General features: G+C 72.0%; 20 protein-coding genes. 6 read left to right on the top strand and 14 right to left on the bottom strand.

Features of this window, described 5'->3' with window-relative positions; all coding sequences use genetic code 11:
• Window positions 1-184 precede the first annotated feature (184 nt).
• Window positions 185-1,528 carry a UDP-glucose dehydrogenase family protein gene (locus tag ACFYYF_RS37590; RefSeq protein ID WP_388783037.1) on the top strand — a complete coding sequence of 448 codons (1,344 nt, stop codon included), beginning with the start codon at window positions 185-187 and terminating at the stop codon, window positions 1,526-1,528.
• A gap of 620 nt (window positions 1,529-2,148) precedes the next feature.
• Here ACFYYF_RS37590 and ACFYYF_RS37585 read toward each other — a convergent pair.
• Window positions 2,149-2,676, bottom strand: a complete 528-nt coding sequence (locus ACFYYF_RS37585) for a CGNR zinc finger domain-containing protein (protein WP_388783034.1) — start codon at window positions 2,674-2,676, stop codon at window positions 2,149-2,151.
• A gap of 104 nt (window positions 2,677-2,780) precedes the next feature.
• On the opposite strand from ACFYYF_RS37585, the gene ACFYYF_RS37580 reads away from it, so the two are divergent.
• Window positions 2,781-3,140, top strand: coding sequence for a VOC family protein (locus tag ACFYYF_RS37580; protein WP_388783031.1), 360 nt, complete (start codon window positions 2,781-2,783; stop codon window positions 3,138-3,140).
• Between the two features lie 63 nt (window positions 3,141-3,203).
• On the opposite strand, the gene ACFYYF_RS37575 is transcribed toward ACFYYF_RS37580, so the two are convergent.
• The 4 genes from ACFYYF_RS37575 to ACFYYF_RS37560 form a co-directional block, all read right to left on the bottom strand.
• Window positions 3,204-4,448, bottom strand: coding sequence for a dipeptidase (locus tag ACFYYF_RS37575; protein ID WP_388783028.1), 1,245 nt, complete (start codon window positions 4,446-4,448; stop codon window positions 3,204-3,206).
• Between the two features lie 477 nt (window positions 4,449-4,925).
• Window positions 4,926-6,119: a dipeptidase gene (locus ACFYYF_RS37570; protein WP_361692721.1), complete on the bottom strand. Its 1,194-nt coding sequence runs from the start codon at window positions 6,117-6,119 to the stop codon at window positions 4,926-4,928.
• Window positions 6,120-6,124: 5 nt separating this feature from the next.
• Entirely contained in the window at window positions 6,125-6,649 is a 525-nt protein-coding gene (gene purE / locus ACFYYF_RS37565; protein ID WP_151471261.1) for a 5-(carboxyamino)imidazole ribonucleotide mutase, read from the bottom strand.
• Complete coding sequence (locus tag ACFYYF_RS37560) at window positions 6,646-7,806, bottom strand: 5-(carboxyamino)imidazole ribonucleotide synthase (protein WP_388783024.1); 1,161 nt, start codon at window positions 7,804-7,806, stop codon at window positions 6,646-6,648. The genes purE and ACFYYF_RS37560 overlap by 4 nt, the downstream gene beginning before the upstream one ends.
• Window positions 7,807-8,016: 210 nt before the next feature.
• On the opposite strand from ACFYYF_RS37560, the gene ACFYYF_RS37555 reads away from it, so the two are divergent.
• Window positions 8,017-8,556 (top strand): GtrA family protein, encoded by a 540-nt coding sequence (locus ACFYYF_RS37555; protein WP_361692715.1) that lies wholly within the window; start codon window positions 8,017-8,019, stop codon window positions 8,554-8,556.
• A 116-nt stretch (window positions 8,557-8,672) separates the two neighbouring features.
• Here the strand turns inward: ACFYYF_RS37555 and ACFYYF_RS37550 are convergent, their stop codons facing one another.
• Both ACFYYF_RS37550 and ACFYYF_RS37545 read right to left on the bottom strand, forming a co-directional pair.
• Window positions 8,673-9,956 carry an ATP-binding protein gene (locus ACFYYF_RS37550; RefSeq protein WP_361692712.1) on the bottom strand — a complete coding sequence of 428 codons (1,284 nt, stop codon included), beginning with the start codon at window positions 9,954-9,956 and terminating at the stop codon, window positions 8,673-8,675.
• A 149-nt stretch (window positions 9,957-10,105) separates the two neighbouring features.
• Entirely contained in the window at window positions 10,106-10,783 is a 678-nt protein-coding gene (locus ACFYYF_RS37545) for a response regulator transcription factor (RefSeq protein WP_037628240.1), read from the bottom strand.
• A 527-nt stretch (window positions 10,784-11,310) separates the two neighbouring features.
• Here ACFYYF_RS37545 and ACFYYF_RS37540 point away from each other — a divergent pair.
• A complete protein-coding gene (locus tag ACFYYF_RS37540; protein WP_388783020.1) occupies window positions 11,311-12,807 on the top strand; it encodes an oligopeptide:H+ symporter in 1,497 nt (498 codons plus the stop codon).
• Window positions 12,808-12,976: 169 nt separating this feature from the next.
• On the opposite strand, the gene ACFYYF_RS37535 is transcribed toward ACFYYF_RS37540, so the two are convergent.
• The 6 genes from ACFYYF_RS37535 to ACFYYF_RS37510 form a co-directional block, all read right to left on the bottom strand.
• Entirely contained in the window at window positions 12,977-14,239 is a 1,263-nt protein-coding gene (locus ACFYYF_RS37535; RefSeq protein WP_388783099.1) for a hypothetical protein, read from the bottom strand.
• A 62-nt stretch (window positions 14,240-14,301) separates the two neighbouring features.
• Entirely contained in the window at window positions 14,302-15,408 is a 1,107-nt protein-coding gene (locus tag ACFYYF_RS37530; RefSeq protein WP_388783096.1) for a hypothetical protein, read from the bottom strand.
• A gap of 5 nt (window positions 15,409-15,413) precedes the next feature.
• Window positions 15,414-16,391, bottom strand: a complete 978-nt coding sequence (locus tag ACFYYF_RS37525; RefSeq protein WP_388783017.1) for a hypothetical protein — start codon at window positions 16,389-16,391, stop codon at window positions 15,414-15,416.
• 30 nt (window positions 16,392-16,421) lie between these two features.
• Entirely contained in the window at window positions 16,422-17,153 is a 732-nt protein-coding gene (locus ACFYYF_RS37520) for an LPXTG cell wall anchor domain-containing protein (protein WP_388783015.1), read from the bottom strand.
• 169 nt (window positions 17,154-17,322) lie between these two features.
• Window positions 17,323-18,045, bottom strand: a complete 723-nt coding sequence (locus tag ACFYYF_RS37515) for an ATP-binding protein (RefSeq protein ID WP_388783012.1) — start codon at window positions 18,043-18,045, stop codon at window positions 17,323-17,325.
• Window positions 18,046-18,320: 275 nt separating this feature from the next.
• Complete coding sequence (locus ACFYYF_RS37510) at window positions 18,321-18,689, bottom strand: STAS domain-containing protein (protein WP_361684099.1); 369 nt, start codon at window positions 18,687-18,689, stop codon at window positions 18,321-18,323.
• A gap of 249 nt (window positions 18,690-18,938) precedes the next feature.
• Between ACFYYF_RS37510 and ACFYYF_RS37505 the strand changes: the two genes are divergently transcribed.
• Both ACFYYF_RS37505 and ACFYYF_RS37500 read left to right on the top strand, forming a co-directional pair.
• Window positions 18,939-19,856, top strand: a complete 918-nt coding sequence (locus tag ACFYYF_RS37505) for an RNA polymerase sigma factor SigF (protein WP_361684096.1) — start codon at window positions 18,939-18,941, stop codon at window positions 19,854-19,856.
• A 272-nt stretch (window positions 19,857-20,128) separates the two neighbouring features.
• Entirely contained in the window at window positions 20,129-21,709 is a 1,581-nt protein-coding gene (locus ACFYYF_RS37500; RefSeq protein WP_388783008.1) for a ricin-type beta-trefoil lectin domain protein, read from the top strand.
• A gap of 55 nt (window positions 21,710-21,764) precedes the next feature.
• On the opposite strand, the gene hutI is transcribed toward ACFYYF_RS37500, so the two are convergent.
• Window positions 21,765-22,940, bottom strand: a complete 1,176-nt coding sequence (gene hutI / locus ACFYYF_RS37495) for an imidazolonepropionase (protein WP_388783005.1) — start codon at window positions 22,938-22,940, stop codon at window positions 21,765-21,767.
• Between the last annotated feature and the right edge of the window lie 9 nt (window positions 22,941-22,949).

Genomic DNA, 22,949 nt, shown 5'->3' with positions numbered 1-22,949 from the left:
CACGCTCCAAAAGGTGCTGTGCTGGCGGCGCTAACTACCGTTAAGTAACACAAATTTTAGGCCCCCGCCCGCGGGACGGATACGTGAGGTTGGCGACAGGGGGAAAACTGCCCGTGAAAGCGCTCCCCGAAGCCCCGACTATGCTCAGGCGCGCACCTACGCGCCGCACACCTCAGGAGCACCCATGGCCCTCAAGATCACCGTGATCGGCACCGGCTACCTCGGCGCCACCCACGCCGCGGCCATGGCCGAGCTCGGCTTCGAGGTCCTCGGGCTCGATGTGGTCCCGGAGAAGATCGAGATGCTCCAGCGGGGCGAGGTCCCGATGTTCGAGCCCGGTCTGGAGGAGCTGCTGCGCAAGCACGTGGCCGGGATCGAGGGCTCCACGGGCCGGCTCCGCTTCACCATGGACTGGGCCGAGGTCGGCGCCTTCGGAGACGTCCACTTCGTGTGCGTGAACACTCCGCAGAAGCACGGCGAGTACGCCTGCGACATGAGTTACGTCGACGCGGCCTTCGAGGCGCTGGCGCCGCATCTGCACGGTCCCGCCCTCGTCGTCGGCAAGTCCACCGTGCCGGTCGGCTCGGCGGAGCGGCTGGCCGCCCGGCTCGCCGAGCTGTCGCCCGCGGGCGAGGACGCCGAGCTGGCCTGGAACCCGGAGTTCCTGCGCGAGGGCTTCGCGGTGAACGACACCCTGCACCCCGACCGGATCGTGGTGGGCGTGCGCAGTGAGCGCTCCGAGAAGCTGCTGCGCGAGGTCTACCTCACGCCGGTCGCCGAGGGCACGCCGTTCGTCGTCACCGACTTCCCGACCGCCGAGCTGGTGAAGACGTCCGCGAACTCCTTCCTGGCCACCAAGATCTCCTTCATCAACGCGATGGCCGAGGTCTGCGAGGCCGCCGGGGGCGATGTCGCCAAGCTGGCCGAGGCCATAGGACACGACGAGCGGATCGGCAAGAAGTTCCTGCGGGCCGGGATCGGCTTCGGCGGTGGCTGTCTGCCCAAGGACATCCGTGCCTTCATGGCGCGCGCCGGTGAGCTGGGCGCCGACCAGGCGCTGACCTTCCTGCGCGAGATCGACTCCATCAACATGCGGCGCCGCGGTCAGATGGTGGAGATGGCCCGGGACGCGCTCGGCGGCGATTCGTTCCTCGGCAAGCGGGTGGCCGTGCTCGGCGCGACCTTCAAGCCGGACTCGGACGACGTGCGCGACTCCCCGGCCCTGAACGTCGCCGGGCAGATCCACCTCCAGGGCGGCCAGGTCACCGTGTACGACCCGAAGGGCATGGAGAACGCCAAGCGGCTGTTCCCGACGCTCGGGTACGCGGACTCCGCCGTCGAGGCCGTACGGGGTGCCGACGTCGTGCTGCACCTGACGGAGTGGCGCGAGTTCCGCGAGCTGGACCCGGCGGTGCTGGGCGAGGCGGTCTCGTCCCGCGTGCTGCTGGACGGACGGAACGCGCTGGACCCGGAGCTGTGGCGCCGGGCCGGCTGGACGTACCGGGCGATGGGCCGCCCCACGGCCTGAGCCCGGCCCTGCGCCCTCGACGGGCGAACACCGCCGGCGGCCGGGGCCCCCTGCTCCGGCTCCAGATCCAGCTCCAGCTCCAGGCGGCTGGGTCCGGTTTCGAGGCCGGGCGCCAGTCTCGCCTTCAGCTTCAGGCGGCAGGGTCCGGTTCCGAGGCCGGGCGCCGATCCCGCTTCGGCTTCAGGCGGCGGGGTCCAGCTCCGGTCCCGAGGCGGGGCGCCGATCTCAGCGCCGGCTTCGGCTTCAGGCGGCAGGCTCTGGCCCCAAGGTCGGGCGCCGATCTCAGCGCCGGCTTCGGCTTCAGGCGGCAGGCTCTGGCCCCAAAGTCGGGCGCCGATCTCAGCGCCGGCTTCGGCTTCGGGCGACAGGTTCCGGTCCCGAGGCGGGGCGCCGAACTCAGCGCCGCCGGCTTCGGCTTCGGCTTCGGGCGAAGCGCGGGCGGGTGCGGCGGGCACGGCGTCGGTCGAGGGCGTGGCGGTGGACGCCGGTCCGGCCGAGGCTCAGTCGGCCGGACCGTCGCCGGTTGCATTCTGCACCACTTCGCTGTGCCGTGACCGGAGACCGCCGGACCGCGTCCGGCTCCCGGCCCCGCCGGCCGCGGGATCCGGGGCGGCCGGACGCTACCTGGCGCGGTAGCGGCGCATCTTGGCACGGGCCCCGCACACCGCCATCGAGCACCAGCGGCCACGGCCCGCGGGCGAGCGGTCGAAGTACGCCCAATGGCAGGTCGGGGCCTCGCAGGCCTTCAGCCGCTCCCAGGTGCCCTCGATCAGCGACTCGGCGATCGCGGCGGCCACACGGAAGTCCAGGGGCGGCGCCGGGGAGGCCGCGGCGTCCGGACCGGCCACGACGGGCACCAGGCGCGCGGCTCCTCCGTCCGCGTCGAGCGTCACCCGCAGGGGCGCGCGGGCGAGGAGTTCGCCGAGCGGGGTCACCTTCCGGTGCGCCGGATGCCCCGCGTGCGCCAGGCACACCGCCCGCAGCGACTCGCGCAGCTCACGCGCCTGCGCCGCCTCGCCCGCCGTCAGACCGAAGCGCGCCAGCCCCTCGGGCGTGTCCAGGACATCGGCGCCCGACTCGATGTCCAGGGTGTTCACCAGGGCCTGGACCAGGGCAAGGCCACCGGGTGCGGGCGCTCGGTCATTCATGCTTGCGACGTTACCCCCAATGCGGGAGCATGAGGTAACCGTTACCTCATGAAGGTGTTTACGGGTAACCCATCAGTGTTGCTGGAGATCCCACGGAGGAAGTCATGGCTCTCGCCGAACTGGACGTCGTCGTCCTGGACTGTCCCGACCCGCGCGCCCTGGCCGAGTTCTACGCGGGGGTGCTGGGCGGCACCATCACGGAGGAGACCGACTGGTTCGACCTGGACGTGCCCGGCGGCCGGAAACTGGCGTTCCAGGCCGCGCCCGGGTACGTACCGCCGCGCTGGCCGTCGCCCGACGGCTCGCAGCAGCTCCACCTGGACCTCAAGGTCGAGGACCTGGACTTGGCGGAGAAGGGCGTTCTGGCGCTCGGAGCGACGCCGCTGGACACCGAGGACCGGGCACGTTCGTTCCGGGTGTACGCCGACCCGGCCGGGCACCCGTTCTGCCTCTGCGCCTGCTGAACGGAGCCGGCGGCGCCCAGCAGTTCGGGACGGCCCGTCGGCCCGTCGGGCCGGCCGTCCGGATCAGCCGTCCAGGTCGGCGATCCTCGCGGAGGACGGCGGCCTGCGGTGCTGCGCGGCGCGGGCGGTGAAGTCCGCGCCGCGCAGCACGCGCTGGACGTTGCCCCAGGTGAGCAGGGCGAGGTCGGAGGCGGACCAGCCGCGGGTGATGAGCTCCGCGATCAGATGCGGATAGCAGGAGGCGTCGGCGAGGTCCTGCGGGTGGGCGGTCCCGGAGTCGTACGTGCCCGAGAGGCCGACGCAGTCCGCTCCCGCGAGCGCGCGGACGTGGTCGAGGTGGTCGGCGACGTCCCGTACGGACGGGCCGGTCTGCTCGGCGGTGAGCGGGACCATGCAGAGGCCCTTGGCGACACCCAGTTCGGCCAGGACCGCGTCGGACAGGTTCGAGGGGTGGGGGCGCAGCGCGCGGGCCGCCGAGCGGGTGAACAGGGCCGGGGCCTTCGAGGCGGCCAGGGCGCGCACGATCGTGGCGTCGGAGGCGCCGGAGAGGTCGGCGAGGACGCCGAGCCGGTTCATCTCGCGCAGCACCTCCTCGCCGAACCGGGTCAGGCCCGTCTCACCCGCCCACGACGCGCCGGTGAGGGTGAGGACGCGCAGGCCGAGCGCGTGCAGGGCGCGCAGGATGCCGAGCGAGTCGCCGAGCGCCGCGGCTCCGGCCGGGCCGAGGACGACTGCGACGCGGCCGCAGTTGCGGGCGTCGGCGACCTCGCCGGCGCCGCGCGCCAGCCGCAGGCCCTCGGGGTGGGCGTCGGTCACCGTCTTCACCAGGTCGAGCTGCTCCAGGGTGGCGCCGACGGCCCGGTCCCCGGCGATGCCCCTGGGCAGGTGCAGCGACCAGAACAGGGCGCCCACGTGCCCTTCGCGCAGTCGCGGCAGGTCCGTGTCCACGGCGCTCTCGCCGAGCTCCAGGTCGAACCAGGGCAGATGGCGCAGGGCCCAGGGCAGCCCGCTGTAGCCGTCGGCGACGGGGGTCCCGGCCAGGAACGTACGGGCCCGCGCCAGCGGGTCGGGGCCGTCGGCCAGCGGGTCGGGGCCCTCGGCCACCGGGGCGCGGTCCGGGGCACCGGAGCCGGCGTCGGGGCCCTCGGCCACCGGGGCGCGGTCCGGGGCACCGGAGCCGGCGTCGAGGCCCGTGACAACGCCGAGGAGGGTCGCGGGGGCCGACGGCTCGGTGTCGGGCCAGGCAGCGGGCGGGTCGAGCTCCCCCACCTCGGCGGTGGTGCGCAGTTCGTCCTGCAGGTCTGCCATGAAGGACTCCGGGGTGTGGGCAGCGGTGATCACCAGCGGTGTTACCGCCACCGTGGCACGCGGCCCGGGGTGCTTCCTGGTGGGTGCGGCGTTCGGGGGAGCCCACCGCTCCGCCGCCCCGGAACGCCCCGGCACCACCACCGGACACACGCGGAAACGGCCCCCATCGGACACACGCGGAAACGGCCCCCATCGGACACACGCTGAAGGCACACCCCGCCCTCGCCACAGCCACGCGGAAGCCGCACCCCCGCCCCAGAACACCCGGAAGCCGCACCCCACCCCGGCCATAGCCACGCGGGAAGCCGCACCCCGCCGCCACCGGACGCACGCGGAACCGCCCCCGCACCCCACCAGCGCCACACTCAAGCCGCACCCCCCGCTCCGGCACACACGAAAGGCGCCCGGGCGGGGAGCCCGGGCGCCTTCGTGTGGGCCGCGGAGTGCGGGGCCCGGTGGCTCGGTGAGCCGGCGGCTTCAGCCGTCCAGCTGTTCCAGCGTCGCGTTCGACGGTGCCCGGCGGGAGCGGAGGTCGCGGGCCACGTCCTCCGCCGCGCCCAGCACGCGCACCGCGTTCTGCCAGGTCAGCTTGGCCACGTCCGTGGTGGACCAGCCGCGGTCGAGGAGCTCGGCGATCAGGTTCGGATAGCCCGAGACGTCGTCCAGTCCGGACGGGGTGAACGCCGTGCCGTCGTAGTCGCCGCCGATGCCGACGTGATCGATGCCGGCGACCTCGCGCATGTGGTCGAGGTGGTCGGCGACCGTCGACACGGTGGCGATCGGGCGCGGGTTCTCCTCCTCGAAGGCACGGTGGACCTTCATGGCCTCGGCGGTGGTGTCGAGGTGGTGGAAGCCGTTCGCGCGCATGTTGTCGTCGGCCGCGGCCGTCCAGTCGACCGCCGCCTGGAGGACGAACTTCGGCACGAACGTCACCATCGCCACTCCCCCGTTGGCGGGCAGCCGCTCCAGCACGTCGTCCGGGATGTTGCGCGGGTGGTCGCACACGGCGCGGGCCGAGGAGTGCGAGAAGATCACCGGCGCGGCGGAGGTGTCGAGCGCGTCGCGCATGGTCGTCGCGGCCACGTGCGAGAGGTCCACGAGCATGCCCTCGCGGTTCATCTCCCGGACGACCTCGCGGCCGAACGCGGACAGGCCGCCCACGACGGGGACGTCCGTCGCCGAGTCCGCCCAGGCGATGTTGTCGTTGTGGGTGAGGGTCATGTACCGGACGCCGAGCGCGTACAGCCCGCGCAGGGCGGCGAGGGAGTTGTCGATCGAGTGACCGCCCTCCGCGCCCATGAGCGAGGCGATACGGCCCTCGGAGCGGGCCGCCTCCATGTCGGCGGCCGTCAGCGCGGACCGCAGGTCCGCCGGGTACCGGTCGATCAGCTGCCGTACGCAGTCGATCTGCTCCAGCGTCGCGGTGAGCGCGCCGGGCAGGTCCGAGCGGACGTACACCGACCAGTACTGGGCGCCGACGCCGCCCGCGCGCAGCCGGGCCAGGTCCGTGTGGAGGTGGGCGCTCTGGTCGGTGGCGATGTCACGGGCGCCGAGGTCGTAGCGGACCTGCTCCCGCAGCGCGTAGGGCAGGTCGTTGTGTCCGTCGACGACCGGGAACTCGTCCAGCAGGGCGCGGGCGCGGTCGATCGAGGGCAGGGAGGACGACGGCATCCGCGTCACTTCCCGAAGCCGAAGCCGCCGGCGGCGCCCTCGACCTTGGCGCGCAGCCGCTTGCCCTTCTCGGTGGCCTGGTCGTTCAGCTCCTGCTGGAACTCCCGCATCCGGCCGAGCAGCTCCTCGTCGTGGGCGGCGAGCATCCGGGCGGCCAGCAGACCCGCGTTGCGGGCGCCGCCGACGGAGACGGTCGCCACGGGCACGCCGGCCGGCATCTGCACGATGGAGAGCAGCGAGTCCATGCCGTCGAGGTACTTGAGCGGGACGGGCACGCCGATGACGGGCAGCGGGGTGACCGACGCCAGCATCCCGGGCAGGTGGGCGGCGCCGCCGGCGCCAGCGATGATCGCCTTGAGCCCGCGCTCCGCGGCCTGCTCGCCGTACGCGATCATCTCGTGCGGCATGCGGTGCGCCGAGACGACATCGACCTCGTACGGGATCTCGAACTCGTCCAGCGCCTGGGCGGCGGCCTCCATGACCGGCCAGTCGGAGTCCGAACCCATGACGATGCCTACAACGGGGCTCATTCGGTGATCGTGCCTCTCAGGTAGCCGGCTGCGTGCCGGGCGCGATCGAGGACGTCGTCCAGGTCGTCGCCATAGGTGTTGACGTGGCCGACCTTACGGCCGGGCTTCACGTCCTTGCCGTACATGTGAATCTTGAGCTGCGGGTCGCGGGCCATGCAGTGCAGGTACGCGGAGTACATGTCGGGGTAGTCGCCGCCGAGGACGTTCGCCATGACCGTCCACCTGGCGCGCGGGCGCGGGTCGCCGAGCGGGAGGTCGAGGACCGCGCGCACGTGGTTGGCGAACTGGGAGGTGACCGCGCCGTCCTGGGTCCAGTGGCCCGAGTTGTGCGGGCGCATGGCCAGTTCGTTGACGAGGATGCGTCCGTCGCGGGTCTCGAAGAGTTCGACGGCCAGGTGGCCGACGACGCCGAGTTCCTTGGCGATGCGCAGCGCCAGTTCCTGCGCCTCCAGGGCCAGCTCCTCGGCGATGCCGGGCGCCGGGGCGATCACGGTGTCGCAGACGCCGCCGACCTGCTGGGACTCGACGACGGGGTACGCGACGGCCTGGCCGTGCGGGGAGCGGACGACGTTCGCGGCGAGCTCCCGCGCGAAGTCGACCTTCTCCTCGGCGAGGACGGGGACGCCGGCGCGGAACGGGTCGGCGGCCTCCTCCAGGGAACGGACGAACCAGACGCCCTTGCCGTCGTAGCCGCCGCGGACGGTCTTGAGGATGACCGGGAAGCCGTCGCCCTCCTCCCCCTCGGCGAGGCCCTCCGCCGCGAAGGCGGCCACGTCCGCGACGTCGGTGACGATGCGGTGCCGGGGGCACGGCACACCGATCGCGTCGAGCTTCGCGCGCATCACCCCCTTGTCCTGGGCGTGCACGAGCGCGTCGGGGCCGGGGCGGACGGGGATGCCGTCCGCCTCCAGGGCCCGCAGGTGCTCGGTCGGGACGTGCTCGTGATCGAAGGTGATCACGTCACAGCCCCGCGCGAAGTCACGCAGCGTGTCGAGGTCGCGGTAGTCGCCGACGACGACATCGCCGACGACCTGGGCCGCGGAATCCTGCGGAGTGTCACTGAGGAGCTTGAACTTGATGCCGAGCGGGATGCCCGCCTCGTGTGTCATACGAGCGAGCTGGCCACCGCCGACCATGCCGACTACCGGGAACGTCACGCTCCAAGAGTATCGGCCGCGCCGCAGTGGCCGATTTCCGCGGCGATTCGCCCGATTTTCCCTTCCGCTGACCGGCTCTTTTCTTACCTGTGAGCACATGCACAGGCACCGCGAGGGGGCGCTGGTTAGCATGGGCTGGTTGGCGTATTCCATCGCGCGTTCACTCGCGCGGCACACGATCTAGACCCACCGACGGGGGCTGGCGAGACCATGGGCAGTGCTACACCGGGGCCTCATAGGGGGCCTCGCAGCGCGGTTCGGCGCCGCTTCGACCTGCTCTTCCGTGAGGTCGCCAAGTTCGGCGCGGTGGGCGGTGCGGGGCTGCTCGTCAACCTGCTCGTGTTCAACCTGGTGCGCCACCTCACGGACCTGCAGGTCGTGCGGGCCAGTGTCATCGCGACGGTCGTGTCGATCGCCTTCAACTACGTCGGGTTCCGCTACTTCACCTACCGGGACCGCGACAAGGGCGGGCGCACCAAGGAGCTCACGCTGTTCCTGCTGTTCAGCGCGGTGGGCCTGGTCATCGAGAACGGCGTCCTGTACGTGGCGACGTACGGCTTCGGCTGGGACAGTCCGCTGCAGAGCAACGTCTTCAAGTTCCTCGGCATCGGCGTGGCGACGCTCTTCCGCTTCTGGTCCTACCGGACCTGGGTGTTCCGGGCGCTTCCGGCCCGTGAGGCCGTGGCCAGTGCCGAATCGTTCCTGGACGAGGAGCCGGAGACCCGCCGTCCGCGGGCCCGCGTGAACTGACCGTTCCCTTGCCCGCCTGACCATTCCCTTGCCCGCCTGACCATTCCCTTGCCCGCCTGACCGTGCGCTCCTCCGCCTGACCGTGCGCTCCTGCGCCGGGCCGGCGGCGCGTCCCCCTACCTGACCGTGCGCTCCTCGTCGCCCTCGGCGAGCCGGGGCGGGCGCTTGTGCGGGGTGCGGGAGAGGAAGAGACCGAAGACCGGCGGCTGGGCCTGGAGCATTTCCAGGCGGCCCCCGTCGGCCTCCGCGAGGTCGCGGGCGACGGCGAGACCGATGCCGGTGGAGTTGCGGCCGCTGATGGTGCGCTCGAAGATGCGGGCGCCCAGGTCGGTGGGGACGCCGGGGCCCTCGTCGGTGACCTCGACGACGGCCTGGTTGCCGGTCACCCGGGTGCGCAGCGCGACGGTGCCGCCGCCGTGCATGAGGGAGTTCTCGATCAGTGCCGCGAGGACCTGGGCGACCGCGCCCGGGGTTCCCACCGCCTGGAGATGACGCTTGCCGGAGCTGACGATCGCGCGTCCGGCGCTGCGGTAGGCGGGGCGCCACTCCTCGAGCTGCTGCTTGATGACCTCGTCCAGGTCGAACGAGACGGCGGAGCCGGTCCGCGGGTCGCGGGCGTTGGTGAGCAGGCGCTCGACCACGTCCGTGAGGCGCTCCACCTGCGTCAGCGCGATGGTCGCCTCCTCCTTCACCGTGTCGGGGTCGTCGGTGAGGGTGATCTCCTCCAGGCGCATGGAGAGCGCCGTCAGCGGTGTCCTCAGCTGGTGGGAGGCGTCGGCGGCGAGGCGGCGCTCGGCGGTGAGCATGCGGCCGATGCGCTCGGCGCTGCCGTCCAGTACGTCGGCGACCCGGTCGAGCTCGGGGACGCCGTAGCGCTTGTGACGCGGGCGGGGATCGCCCGAGCCCAGCCGTTCCGCCGTCTCGGCGAGGTCGGTGAGCGGGGAGGCGAGCCGGTTGGCCTGGCGCACGGCGAGCAGGACGGCGGCGATGATCGCGAGGAGGGCGACGGCGCCGATGACCAGGAGCGTGCGGCCGACCTCCTTGGTCACCGAGGAGCGGGGCTCCTGGACGGTGACGGTCTCGCCCGACTCGCCCTTGGCGGTGTACTGGATGACGTCACCGGTGGGCTGGTTGCCGACCTCGATGGGGTCGCGGCCCGGAATCCTGATCACGGCGTAGCGCCGGTCGGTGACCTGGTTCTTGAACGTGTCGTCGGTGATGTTCTCGTCGCCGAGGATGCGGCTGTCCACGATGCTGGCCAGCCGGAGCGCCTCGGAGTCCACGCGCTCCTGGGCGCTGTTGCTGATCGTGCGGGTCTCCACGATCACGAGGGAGACGCCGAAGACGGCGATCACGACGAGGACGACGGCGAGGGTGGACTGGATCAGACGGCGACGCACGGGGCCCTCCGGGCAGATGGCTGTACCGGGACCAGTGTGCACGTTCGCCGCCGCGGCCCGGGCCGGCCACCGGTCCGGAGCGCGGGGTTTCCCCGCGGACCGGACCGGACAGGTCGGGCATCGCGCACGCCTCCGTGGAGGGCGGAGCCTCAGCTCTTCTCGAAGCGGAAGCCGACTCCTCGTACCGTCGCGATGTAGCGAGGGTTCGCGGCGTCGTCGCCGAGCTTCTTGCGCAGCCAGGAGATGTGCATGTCGAGGGTCTTGGTGGAGGACCACCACGTCGTGTCCCAGACCTCGCGCATGAGCTGGTCGCGGGTGACGACGCGGCCGGCGTCCCGGACCAGGACCCGCAGGAGGTCGAACTCCTTCGCCGTGAGCTGGAGTTCCTCGTCGCCCATCCAGGCGCGGTGCGACTCGACGTCGATGCGCACGCCGTGGGTGGCGGGCGGCTGCTGGGGTTCGGCGGAGCCGCGCCGGAGCAGCGCCCGGACCCGGGCGAGGAGTTCCGCGAGCCGGAACGGCTTGGTGACGTAGTCGTCGGCACCCGCGTCCAGGCCGACGACGGTGTCCACCTCGTCGGCACGCGCGGTGAGGATGAGGATGGGCACGGTGTGGCCCTCGGCGCGAAGGCGGCGGGCGACTTCCAGGCCGTCCATGCCGGGCAGTCCGAGGTCGAGGACCACCAGGTCGACACCGCCCTGCATTCCGGCGTCGAGCGCGGTGGGGCCGTCCTCGCGGACTTCGACCTCGTAACCCTCCCGGCGCAGGGCACGGGCCAGCGGCTCCGAGATGGACGCGTCGTCCTCGGCGAGCAGTACACGGGTCATGGGGTGATGGTAGTCCGCCGTGCAGTACGCCAGGGCAGTGATCCGCCCGTGGGATTCACACCCTCCGTCCGGGTGTTTCTTACCTGTGGGTGTGGGATGAGATCGTGGATGACACCTTCGAAAGATCGCTCGCGGTTCCATGATTGCCTGTGATCCATCTCTCAAGTCCTTCCATATGGGGCATTGCGATGTCGTATGGTGACCAGACGCCTGTTGCACCACATCGGGACCTTTGGCTCGAACTTGATGCTGAAGGTCTCTTCTGTGTGCGGGCTGGTGTCAGCCAGCCTCGAAGGAATGACCTGTGGCCGGGCCCGGACACGCTGACGCGTGACGGGCGTGGATCCCGGTGGTCGCCGTCCGCCGCTCCGGCAATGCCGGAGCGGACTCCCCATGGGCGTGGGGAAGGACGCGGAACCCCGCCGGTGCCGGCCGCCCCCCATGGGCGCGTAATTCCCCCGAGCTCCCGCTGTCCGCGTGAGTGAGGGGACCCCCCAACAGCGCGTCCCGACCAGCAAGGATCGACCATGGCGTCCAGCCTGACGAAGGACTCGGTGACTCCGGGAATCCCCGGCTCCGAGAAGACCTTCTTCGGCCACCCCCGCGGACTGGCCACTCTCTTCATGACCGAGATGTGGGAGCGTTTCTCCTACTACGGAATGAAGGCACTGCTCCCGCTGTACCTGGTGGCACCGGGCGGCCTGCACCTCAGCGCGGCCACCGCGACCGCGATCTACTCGGTGTACCTCTCCCTGGTGTACCTGCTCGCCCTGCCCGGCGGCTGGTTCGCCGACCGCGTTCTCGGCCCCCGCAAGACGGTCGCCGTCGCGGGTCTGATCATCATGCTGGGCCACCTCACGCTGGCTCTGCCCTCCTCCGGCACCTTCTACGCGGGCCTCGGCCTCGTGGCGATCGGTTCCGGTCTGCTGAAGGCCAACATCTCCACGATGGTGGGCCACCTCTACGACGGCCCGGACGACCCGCGCCGTGACGGTGGCTTCACGCTGTTCTACGTCGGCATCAACCTCGGCGCCTTCGCCGCTCCGCTGATCATCGGCACCGTCGGCGAGAACGTGAACTGGCACCTGGGCTTCGCCCTCGCCGCGCTCGGCATGGCGCTGGGTCTCATCCAGTACCTGCTCGGCGGCCGTCACCTCAGCGCGAAGTCGCACGAGGTCCCCACGCCTCTGACCGCCGAAGAAAAGTCCTCGACGCTGCGCAAGTCCGCGCTGTGGGCCGCTGTCGCCGTCGTCTTCTACGCGATCGTCGGCTTCTCCGGCCACTACACGCTGAACTGGCTGCTGGTCCCGATCACGATCGCCGGCCTGGTCATCCCGGTCATGGTCATCGGGCGCATCAAGCGCGACAAGTCCCTGGACCGTGCCGACCAGTCGAAGATGTCCGCGTACATCTGGTTCTTCGTCGCCGCGGCCGTCTTCTGGATGATCTACGACCAGGGCGGCTCGACGATGTCGATCTTCGCCGACGAGTCGGCCAAGAACACCATCTTCGGCTGGGAGTTCCCGGTCTCCTGGTACCAGTCGGTCAACCCGGTCATGATCATGGCGCTGGCCCCGGTCTTCGCCTTCGCCTGGCTGTGGCTGAACAAGCGCGGCAAGGAGCCGAGCACCGCGACGAAGTTCGCCTCGGGTCTGATCCTGATCGGCGCGTCGTTCTTCCTCTTCCTGGCCCCGCTGATGATCGCCGAGGGCGGTCACAAGGCGGCCGCGATGTGGCTGGTGGCGATCTACTTCGTGCAGACCGTCGGTGAGCTGACGCTGTCCCCGGTCGGCCTCTCCGTCACCACGAAGATGGCTCCCGCGAAGTACGCCTCCCAGATGATGGGCGTCTGGTTCCTGGCCGTCACCGCCGGTGACGCCACGACCGGTCTGCTCTCCATCGCCGAGGTCGACCTCAACAAGACGGGCATCGTCGCCATGGAGGCCACGCTCGCCGTGATCGCCGGTGTCGCGGTGTGGATGTACCGCAAGAAGGTCAAGGCGCTCATGGGCGACGTCCACTGACGTCGGTCCCGCAGCACGGCGAAGGGCCGCCGCACCGTCCGGTGCGGCGGCCCTTCGCCGTTCCCCGCGGGCCGTTCCCCGCGGGCCGTTCCCCGCGGGCCTTCTCACGGGCCGTTCCCGCGGCCGGTACGGGAACCGGCCGCGGGCCACGGGGATCAGAACGTGCCGGTCACCGTGTCCGGCGGCGGCCCGGCATGAAGGTGAAGACCGCGCCGCCCAGCAGAACGACCGTGCCCGCCACCAGGCCGAGCGCCTGGAGGGCGCTGTGGCTGTCGGAACCCGTCTCCGCCAGGCCGCCCGACGTTCCGGCGGAACCCGAGCCGGACGAGGTGGACCCGCCGCCCGAGGCGCCGCTCGCCTGCTCCGAGGTGTCCAGGGTCAGCGAGACCTCGGACCTCGTCGGGGTGCAGGTCGTCGTCGTGCCCAGGGCCATCACCGTCAGCACGCCCGGGGACAGCGTCGAGCTCCCGGTCGCGCCCGGCTTGTAGGTGCCCTTCAGATCGGGGATCTCGATCGGGTCGCCGGACTTGATGGGCGCGGAGTTCGTCGGGCCCTCCACGTGCACCGTTCCCTTGTCGGCGCCGCCGAGGACCACCTCCATCGACGGCTTCACCGAATCAGCCGGGATGTCCGCCGGGCTGTCCATGACCGACGCCTTGAACCGCACCGTGAGCGCGAAGCTCCCACCGTCCTTCTTGGCGTTGATCTGGACGGCCGAGGTGGCGTTCTTGTCTCCGATGGGTGTCTTGCACGCGTAGGGGACGGAGACCTCCTTGCCCGTGAAGTCGGTCTGCCCGCCGGACCCGCCGTCGGTCCCGCTGCCGCTCGGCGACGGGGTGGCCGAACCGCTCGGCGACGGCGCGGTCGGACTGGGACTGGGAGTCTGGGTCGGAGTCGGTGTCGGCGTGCCGCCCGAACCGCCGCCGCTCGTCACCTTGATGGTCGCCGAGGAGTTCACCGACTCCTTGGGCGTGCACTTGGTGTCGGTGGAGATCGGCTTGCTGACATTGATGTTGTACGCGTCCGGGGTGAGCGTGACGTCGCCCGCCGTCGTCAGCTTCAGCCTGCCCGTCATGTCGGACAGCTTCATGGCGCTGTTCTTGGGGATGGCGGGGTTCTCGCGCGGTCCCTCCATCGCGATGTCCGCCGTCTGCGCGCCGCCCGCCTTCAGCGTCCCCGTGGGCTTGACGGTGTTCGCGTCGAGGTCGAGGACGTCGGGGTTCTTCGAGGCGGCCTGCACGAACTTCCAGGTGATGGTGACCTCGTCGCCCACCTTGGCCTCCGCGGGCGCGGTGATCTCCACCTTCGTGGTGCCCTGAACGGGGGGCAGCCCGGAGATCGCGGGCGGAATGCACTCCGTGCTGTACGAGACCTCCGCGGCCTGCGCGGGGACGGCGGCCACTCCCAGCAGGATGCCCGCACCGCCAAGCATCAGCGCGACCCCGGCCGCGCCCGCTCTGCGGCCTCCGGCCCGTTCCACTCTCCGTTGCGTGCTCACGTATGCCCCTTTCTCGTCTGCGTCGTCGGACCGTTCTCGTGCGGTGCGGAGAGCTGACCGTTCGCCCCGGTCCCCGGACCGGCGTCCGGGGTGAACCAGGGCAGGGCCGGAGCCGGGGAGGCGGGGTCGTCCGCCGGGGTGCGGGGGGCGGGGTTCGTCCAGGGCAGCCGCAGGGTCGGCCCGCCCGGTCGCAGCCCCCGGTGCCGTGCCGCCCGCCCGGTCGACCTGCGGGGGCGCACCCGGTCGACCACGGCCATGCCGACACGGAACACGGCGGCCGGGACGACCACGCAGAGCAGGATCCAGAAGACGGTGACTCCCCAGGGGCGGCCCACGCCCCACGGCTGCTCGGCGAGCACCTTCCCGCCGTACTTCAGCGAGATCGTGTAGTCGCCGTGCGCCCCGGCCGGCAGTTCGACCGGGAGTCTGATCTGTGCCTTGCGGCCGGGCGCGATGCTGCCCCGCCACTGCTGCTCCTCCCACCGCGGGGCGAACACCCCGTGGGAGGTGCCGACCTGGAAGACCGGGTCCTTCACGGGGCTGGTGCCGACGTTGCCGACGGTGAGGACGAGGGTGCGCGAGGGCGGTGAGCCGAACCAGGTCAGCAGGCCACTGGACCCGTCGAGCCGGGGGTCGGTCAGCACCGCGACGCGGCCGCCGCTCTCCTCCTTCGGCAGCGGCGCGACCGCGTGGCCGGCCACCATGAAGATGGCGTCGGCCTCGGCCTTCTCCCCGGTGACGGTGGCGACGTGCACCACACAGGGACAGGGCCTGGGCGGCTCGGCGACCGGCAGTCTCCTGCTGAAGCCGCCCTTCTCGTCGGTGGTGACGGCCCGTCCGTCGGCGTTGGCGCAGGAGTTGGTGCCGCCGATCACCCCGCGCGAGGGCACGGACTGCCCGCAGATCAGCATCATCAGCAGTGTCCCGGGCCGCCATCCGCTGCCGGTCACGGTGATCGAAGCACCGGTTCCCGCCTCGGACCTGGACAGCGTGACGCCGGGTTTCCCTGCGGCGGACGCCGAACCCGACAGGCCCACCACCGACGGGACCAGGACGAGGGCCAGCACCGCCCCCAGCGCCGCCGCCCGCACCTTTCCGCCCAGGACGCTCACGACACCGCTCCCGTCAACTCGACCTCCGTGCCGGTGTGTTCACCGGCTCCGTCGTCCCGCGCCCGACGTCCGCGAGGCCCCGGCATCCCGGGGCGCCTCCGGTGCCGTACGACGGACAGGGCGGCCGTCAGCGCCACCAGGGCGCCCGACACCCCGGCCACCGCGCCCCACGGCACGAAGCGGACCTTCGCGCTCGCCGTCGCGCGCACCCCGTCCGCCGCCGTCACCGTCAGCCGCACCTGCGCCGCGTCGAGCGCCGGCGGGCCGGTCCACGGCTCGTGGAGGGTGACGCGGCGGCCCGGCAGGAGTTCGACGGGCAGGGCGCGCGGGCCCCGGTCGAGCAGCGCGCCGAACACCCCGTCCGCGCGCACGGCCAGCCGCGGGGCGAGGACCGTGGTGCCGCGGTTGACCAGCTCGTACGAGATCCTGCCGCCGCCGACCCTGACGTGCTCCACGGTCAGCGCCGACAACGCCGGCCCCGGCACCCGCAGTTGGACCCGGACCGCCGAGGTGCGGCCGCCGCCGCTCGCGACGATCGCGCCGGGATGGTCGCCGGGAGCCGCTCCGGCCGGGACGCCGATGCTGAACGGCACGTCGGCCCGGGTGTGGCCCGGCACCCGTACGGACAGTTCCCGCACCGCGGTCCTGCGGCCGCCCGCGTGCCCGGCGAAGGCGATCCACGCGCCCGCGTCCGCCGCCCGTTCGCGCACCGTGAAGGCGCCGTCGGCGGCGTTGTCCGCGTCGGCGCCGCGCAGCCGGACCGTGACGGGCCGCGTACCGGGGTTGAGCACGGACACCGCGTCCTGGAGCACCGTGCCGGGCGTGCCCTCCGCGTAGACGGAGGGCCGTCCGTCGGCCGCGCCGCCCGCGGCCGGAACGACGGACCAGCCCTCGGCGGCCAGGGCCGTCGGTGCCGCGCTCAGCAGCACCAGGGTCAGGCCCAGCACGCGGGCAGCGGGGAGTGCGTACGGCATGCGGCGGCTCCAGGTCGTGGTGCGGGACGGTCAGCGGCGTACCGCCTGATGCCTGCGCGTCAGCCACAGCACGCCTGCCGCGCCGGCGAGCAGGACCGTGCCGCCGAGGGTGCCGAGAGCGATCACGGAGTCCTCGGGCCCGGTCTGCGGGAGGGAGTCGCCGGAGCCGGTGCCACTCTGGCTCCCGCTGGAGCCGGAGGAGCCCGAACTCGACGAACCCGAACTCGACGAACCCGAACCGCCGGCCGCCGTGACGTCGAGGGTCAGCGAGGGCCCCGGGTTGTTCGAGGGCGTGCACGTGGTCGTGGTGCCGAGGGCCTTGATGGTGAGGACGCCCGCGGTGAAGGTGACCTTGCCCGACTTCTTCGGCGTGTACGTGCCGCTCAAGTCACTGATCTTGATGGGGGTGTTGGCGGGGATGGCGGCCGCGTTGGCCGGTCCGCTGACCGCGACCGTTCCGCTGTCCGCGCCACCCACCTTGATGACGGCGCTCGGTGACATCGCGCCCTTGCCGAGCTCGACCGGGCTGGAGGAGACGCCCTTCTGCCAGGACATCGTGAGCTTGTAGGCGCTGCCGCTCTTGACGCCCTTGATGTCGATGGGAGAGACGGCGCTCTTGTCGCCGATCGGCGTCTTGCACTGGTAGTTGACGTCCACCACGTCGGCCTGGGCTGCGGGGGCGGCCGTCAGCACCGCCGAGCCGGCCAGGGCCGCGGCGAACGCGAGCGCGGCGGTTCGTTTCTGGTACGTCCGGTACGTCACGGGCTCGCCCTCATTCCTGACGGTACATCAGATCGGCCGTCAAGGTACGCCCGGTGACTTGTGGAGGGAAGACAAAGTGCGCGCCGGATCCGTGGGGATCCGGCGCGCATCGGGTGGTGCGGGAGGAGGGGTCGGGACCGCGGGGGCGCCGGGCGGCCGGACCCGCGGACTACGCGGGAGCGCCCAGTTCCGCCCAGACGGTCTTGCCCGCGACCCCGGGCGTCCGCAGGACCCCCCAGTCGAGACAGAGCCGCTGCACGATGAACATGCCGTGGCCGCCGGGGCGGCCGGCGCGGTGCGGGGTGCGCGGGGCGGGCTGGCCCGAACCCCGGTCGGAGACCTCGATGCGCAGCACCTTGTTGTCGCAGGAGACGCGGAGCTCGTCCGGGCCCTCGGCGTGCAGGCAGGCGTTCGTGACCAGCTCGGAGACGACCAGCAGGACGTCCTCGGCGGCCGCCCGCCGGTCGGCGCTCGCCGCGGGCAGCCAGCCCCAGGCGTACAGCGCCTGCCGGGCGAAGTCGCGGGCGAGCGGCACGACGCCGCTCTCGCCGGCGAGGTTCAGCGCCCTGACCTGGCCACCGACGGACACGGAAGCCTTGGCCGCGGCGCTGTCGACAGGCGCCGCACCCGCGGGGGAGACACCGCCGTCGGGCGCCGCACCCGCAGGGGAGCCACCGCCGTCGGGCGTCACACCCGCCGGGGTGCCCTTGTCGACGGGTGCCGGACCCGCCGGGAAGGCACCGCCGTCGGGCGTCGCGCGGGCCGGGGAGCCACTGTCGACGGGCGTCGCGCCGTCCACGGGCGCCACGCTCCGCGCGGACACCGCGGAAGCGCCGCCGTCGCCCGACTCGGGGCCGCGGTCGCCCGGCGAGCAGGGCCGGGTGGTGCTCATCAGCGCTTCACCTCACCGATTCACCGGTTCACGATTCAAAACTCAGTACGCAGTACTCAGTACGGATGGATCAACGGCTTTCGCCGCTTGTGGATCAACAACTACCGCCGAGCCGGCCGCCGGCCCCTGGACCGCCGGAGCATTCACGATGTCTCCTGCCCGACGAAACCGTCCGAACACCCATCTTTTCGGCGCGGGATCTGTGACGCGGGTAACGCGCCGATCGCGCAGAGGCGCCCGGGACGGGGAAGGAGGCATGGCGGAAGGCCTCCGGCTCAGCCGGACAGCGCCGCTTCGAGCGTGTCGTGGACGGTGAAAACGGCCTCCGCCCCGGTGATCTCGAAGACCCGCGCGACCACCGGCTGCATCGCGGCCAGGTGCACCCCGCCGCCCGCGGCCTCGGCCTTCAGCCGGGCGCCGAGCAGCACATTGAGCCCGGTGGAGTCGCAGAACTCCAGCCGGGAACAGTCGATGATCAGGCGCGCATACCCCTTTTCGAGGCAGCCCTCGAGTGGCTCACGCAACAAATCGGCCGTGTGGTGATCGAGCTCACCCGCGGGAGTCACGACGGCGCTCGCGCCCTCTTCCCGCACCTCGACAAGAAGCCGGCCAGACTGTGCGCTGCCGACCGTCCCGCGGTCCATGCCGTCTCTCTCCCGAGTGTCGCGACTACTGACGTACGCACTCGAACACTACGCCTTCTCTACGTCACCCGACACCCGAACAACCCCCTGATATTGGACATTTCACCACAGATGACACTTGCGGTGAGTTCCGGAAACCGGGTAGGGCTAGTAGAGACACCTATCCGACCCGGCCGGCTTTGGAGGCGCCGCACACCGCAGTGCACGTATTGGCATCGGCGGCCATATGCCGAGAACGATGGAGGACACATGTCACCCCGGCTCGACGCATCGCAGACCCTGACGGCGACGTCGACACCTTCTCCGGACGCCCCGGAGCACGTCGACGCGACCGGAACCCACGGAGTCGACGCACTCACCGGACTCGACGGACTTCCGGAGATCCCCCCGTACGACGAGGTGGGGCCGGTGGACGCACGGGCTCTGTCCAAGACACTCTTCGCGCGGCTCGAATCCCTCGAAGAGGGCACGCACGACCACGCGTACGTACGCAACACGCTCGTCGAACTCAACCTCGCGCTGGTGAAGTTCGCCGCCTCCCGCTTCCGCTCCCGCAGCGAGCCGATGGAGGACATCATCCAGGTCGGCACCATCGGCCTCATCAAGGCGATCGACCGCTTCGAGCTGAGCCGGGGCGTCGAGTTCCCCACCTTCGCGATGCCGACGATCATCGGCGAGATCAAGCGCTTCTTCCGCGACACCTCCTGGTCGGTGCGGGTACCCCGCAGGCTCCAGGAACTCCGGCTCGACCTGGCCAAGGCCGGCGACGAGCTGGCCCAGCGCCTCGACCGCGCCCCCACCGTGGACGAGCTCGCCGAGCGGCTCGGCATCGGCCGCGACGAGGTCGTCGAGGGCATGGCCGCGTCGAACGCCTACACGGCCAGTTCGCTGGACGCCCAGCCCGAGGAGGACGACTCCGAGGGCGCGCTCGCGGACCGCATCGGCTACGAGGACCACGGACTCGAAGGCATCGAGTACGTGGAGTCCCTCAAGCCGCTGATCGCGGAACTCCCGCAGCGCGACCGGCAGATCCTCTCCCTGCGCTTCGTGGCGAACATGACCCAGTCCGAGATCGGCGACGAACTCGGCATCTCCCAGATGCACGTCTCCCGGCTGCTGTCGCGCACCCTCGTGCGACTCCGCAAGGGCCTGACCGTCGAGGAGTGACACGACTTCGCGGCCCGCGGGGCCGCGCGTCCGAGAGGTCCGGTGCCGACGGCGCCGGACCTCTCCGCTTCTCCCCGCACGCGCCCGTGTCACGCACGGGCAACTTCCCTGTCCCGCACGGACATTGGGTGGGCGGATTGAGAGCGCTCCCAAGGAATCGTTGTCCGGCAACTCTTTCCCCGGAAGGCCGATCCGGTCACTATGGGGCTCCCAAACTGGCCGGTACGTCAGGACGGGACGAGCACGCACCAGGTGCGGGGAGGCGGACGAACATGGCACAGGGCGACCCGGCCGGCAAAGACACACCGGCCGAGGCCGACGGACTGCCCGCGGGAGCGTCCGACGCACGGCTGACCGAGCTGCTGCGCTCCGGCACCTCGACCGCGTACGCGGCTCTCCAGGAACTCCGCACCCGCCACCGCGCCTCCGTCCTCGCCTACGCCCGGCTGTGCACCACCGGCGACTCCGGAGCCTCGCAGCTCGCCGCGCAGACCTTCACCCTCGCGGCCCGCGAGACGGCACGCGGCATCGACCCGAACGTCCCCTGGCGGCACCAGCTCCTGCTGCTGACCGGGCGGGTCGCGGCCTCCTGGGCCCGCGACCAGCGGGCCGCGGGACTCGACCCCGGGCTGCTCCTCGTCCTCAGCACGGCGGGCCCCGGCGGCCCCGTACCCTCCCTGCTGCCCGCCTTCCAGTCCCTCCCGTCCCGCGCCCAGGGCCTCATCTGGTACGCGGTCCTGGAGCGCGAGCCCGCCGAACGGACGGCGGTCCTGCTCGGCCTCACCGCCGACGACGTCACGTACGGCACCGACCAGGCACTCCAGTTGCTGGGCCAGGCCTGTCTGAGGTACCGGCTGGCCGCCTCGGACGATCCGCGCTGCGGGGACTTCCGCCGGCTCATCGAGGAGTCGGTGCGGCCCGACAACCCCCGCACCAGCAACGACCTGCACACCCACATGGCGCGCTGCGCGCACTGCTCGGCCGCGTACGAGGAACTGACCGCCCTGCGCGACCACCCGCGCTCCGCCCTGGCCGAGGGCCTGCTGCCCTGGGCGGGCACGGCGTACGTCTCGGACGACATGCCGCGCACGGGCGCCGTCCCGTCCGGTCCCGCCCCGGCCCGGCGGACGTCGCCGCTGCCCTGGCCGCCGTCCCGCCGGTTCGTCCTGACCTCGGCGGCGGCGCTGGGCGTGGCCCTGGCACCGGTGCTGTTCCTGCTGCTGTCCTCGGGCGACGAGCCGTCCACGGGTGCGGCGGGCTCGGTCGGGGCGCTCCCGGGTCCGCCCGCGGTGACCGTCACGGCGACGGTCCCGGTCACCCCGTCGGCCTCCGCGACCTCGCGCCCGCCCTCGCCCTCGGACTCGGCGACCTCCGCCTCGCCCTCGCCGTCCCGCAGTCATGCGCCGACGAGATCACCGAGCCCGAAGCCGGCCCCGACCGTCGTGTTCCGCCCGCCGGGCGGCACCTACACCCAGGTGGTGAACGTCGCCTCGGGGCTGTGCCTGGACATCCGCGACGGCGACCTGGACAAGGGCACCGACCTCGTCACGGCGCCCTGCACCTCCTCCTCCACCCAGCGCTGGCGCGTCGCCGACGGTTCCCTCCGGTCGGCCGCGGACGACGACTTCTGCCTGGACAGCCGCGGTTCCGTCGATCGCGGTGTGGGCATCTGGGAGTGCTCCTCGCTCGACGGCGACCACGGCGACAACCTCCGCTTCACCGTCGACCCGGACGGCGTGATCCGTCCGGCCGTGGCCATCGAGACGGCCATGACTCCGGACGGCGAGGGAGGACTGTCCCTGGTACCGCTGACCGGAGGCACGGGCCAGCGCTGGCGCGCGGGCGGCGCCTGAGAGCCTCCACGTCGGCCCGTGTCGGCCGGCCGCTTCGGGGGCGGAGCCTTCGGGCTCAGATCTCGCGGACGCCGCGTCGCCAGACGCCGGTGACCAGCGGGACGCCCGGGCGGTAGGCGAGGTGCACGTGGCTCGGGGCGTCCAGGAGGGTCAGGTCCGCGAAGGCGCCCGGCGTGATCCGGCCGACGTCGTCCCGGCGCAGCGCCCGCGCGCCTCCCGCGGTCGCCGACCACACGGCCTCGTCCGGGGTCATCCGCATGTCCCGTACCGCGAGCGCGATGCAGAAGGGGACGGACGAGGTGAACGACGAGCCGGGGTTGCAGTCGGTGGACAGGGCCACCGTGACACCGGCGTCGATCAGCCTGCGGGCGTCGGGCCACTCGGCGCGGGTGGAGAACTCGGCGCCGGGCAGCAGGGTCGCCACGGTGTCGCCGCTCGCCAGGGCGTCGACGTCCGCGTCGGTCAGGTGGGTGCAGTGGTCGGCGCTCGCCGCGTCCAGCTCGACGGCGAGCTGGACGCCGGGGCCGTACGAGAGCTGGTTGGCGTGCACGCGCGGGTGCAGGCCCTTGGCCTTGCCCGCCGTGAGGATCGCGCGCGCCTGGTCGCCGTCGAAGGCGCCCTTCTCGCAGAAGACGTCCACCCAACGGGCGTACGGGGCACAGGCGTCGAGCATCTCGCCGGTCACCAGGGCGACATAGCCGGCCGGGTCGTCGGCGTAGTCCGGCGAGACGATGTGCGCGCCGAGGTAGGTGACCTCGTCGGTGTGCGAGGCGGCGATGCGCAGCGCGCGGGCCTCGTCCTCGACGGTCAGGCCGTAGCCCGACTTGGTCTCGAAGGTCGTGGTGCCCTGGCGCAGGGCCTCGCGCAGGTAGCGCGTGAGGTTGCGCTCCAGTTCCTCGTCGGACGCGGCGCGGGTGGCGGCGACGGTGGTGCGGATGCCGCCCGCGCTGTAGGCGCGGCCGGACATGCGGGCGTTGAACTCCTGGGTGCGGTCGCCGGCGAAGACCAGGTGCGAGTGGGAGTCGACGAAGCCCGGAATCAGCGCGCGTCCGCCGGCGTCGACCCGGTTGTCGGTGGCGGGTGCTTTGCTTGATTCACCGGTCCACGCGACACGGTCGCCGTCGATGACGACGGCCGCGTCCTGGATCAGACCGAGGGGGGAGCCGTCGCCGAGGGAGGGATCGTTGGTGACCAGACTGGCGATGTTGGTGATGACGGTCGTGCTGCTCATGGCGTCCTC

This window comes from Streptomyces sp. NPDC001914, from assembly GCF_042891215.1.
In the GTDB taxonomy this organism is placed as follows: domain Bacteria; phylum Actinomycetota; class Actinomycetes; order Streptomycetales; family Streptomycetaceae; genus Streptomyces.
The sequence above is the reverse complement of the archived record's forward strand: the minus strand, read 5'-3'. Positions and strand labels throughout refer to the sequence as shown.

Bases quoted from the DNA above. Each gene is read 5' to 3' on its own strand.
- ACFYYF_RS37590 (WP_388783037.1), top strand. From the start codon at position 185: ATGGCCCTCAAGATCACCGTGATCGGCACCGGCTACCTCGGCGCCACC.
- ACFYYF_RS37585 (WP_388783034.1), bottom strand. From the start codon at position 2,676: ATGAATGACCGAGCGCCCGCACCCGGTGGCCTTGCCCTGGTCCAGGCC.
- ACFYYF_RS37580 (WP_388783031.1), top strand. From the start codon at position 2,781: ATGGCTCTCGCCGAACTGGACGTCGTCGTCCTGGACTGTCCCGACCCG.
- ACFYYF_RS37575 (WP_388783028.1), bottom strand. From the start codon at position 4,448: ATGGCAGACCTGCAGGACGAACTGCGCACCACCGCCGAGGTGGGGGAG.
- ACFYYF_RS37570 (WP_361692721.1), bottom strand. From the start codon at position 6,119: ATGCCGTCGTCCTCCCTGCCCTCGATCGACCGCGCCCGCGCCCTGCTG.
- purE (WP_151471261.1), bottom strand. From the start codon at position 6,649: ATGAGCCCCGTTGTAGGCATCGTCATGGGTTCGGACTCCGACTGGCCG.
- ACFYYF_RS37555 (WP_361692715.1), top strand. From the start codon at position 8,017: ATGGGCAGTGCTACACCGGGGCCTCATAGGGGGCCTCGCAGCGCGGTT.
- ACFYYF_RS37545 (WP_037628240.1), bottom strand. From the start codon at position 10,783: ATGACCCGTGTACTGCTCGCCGAGGACGACGCGTCCATCTCGGAGCCG.
- ACFYYF_RS37540 (WP_388783020.1), top strand. From the start codon at position 11,311: ATGGCGTCCAGCCTGACGAAGGACTCGGTGACTCCGGGAATCCCCGGC.
- ACFYYF_RS37535 (WP_388783099.1), bottom strand. From the start codon at position 14,239: ATGCTTGGCGGTGCGGGCATCCTGCTGGGAGTGGCCGCCGTCCCCGCG.
- ACFYYF_RS37525 (WP_388783017.1), bottom strand. From the start codon at position 16,391: ATGCCGTACGCACTCCCCGCTGCCCGCGTGCTGGGCCTGACCCTGGTG.
- ACFYYF_RS37515 (WP_388783012.1), bottom strand. From the start codon at position 18,045: ATGAGCACCACCCGGCCCTGCTCGCCGGGCGACCGCGGCCCCGAGTCG.
- ACFYYF_RS37510 (WP_361684099.1), bottom strand. From the start codon at position 18,689: ATGGACCGCGGGACGGTCGGCAGCGCACAGTCTGGCCGGCTTCTTGTC.
- ACFYYF_RS37505 (WP_361684096.1), top strand. From the start codon at position 18,939: ATGTCACCCCGGCTCGACGCATCGCAGACCCTGACGGCGACGTCGACA.
- ACFYYF_RS37500 (WP_388783008.1), top strand. From the start codon at position 20,129: ATGGCACAGGGCGACCCGGCCGGCAAAGACACACCGGCCGAGGCCGAC.
- hutI (WP_388783005.1), bottom strand. From the start codon at position 22,940: ATGAGCAGCACGACCGTCATCACCAACATCGCCAGTCTGGTCACCAAC.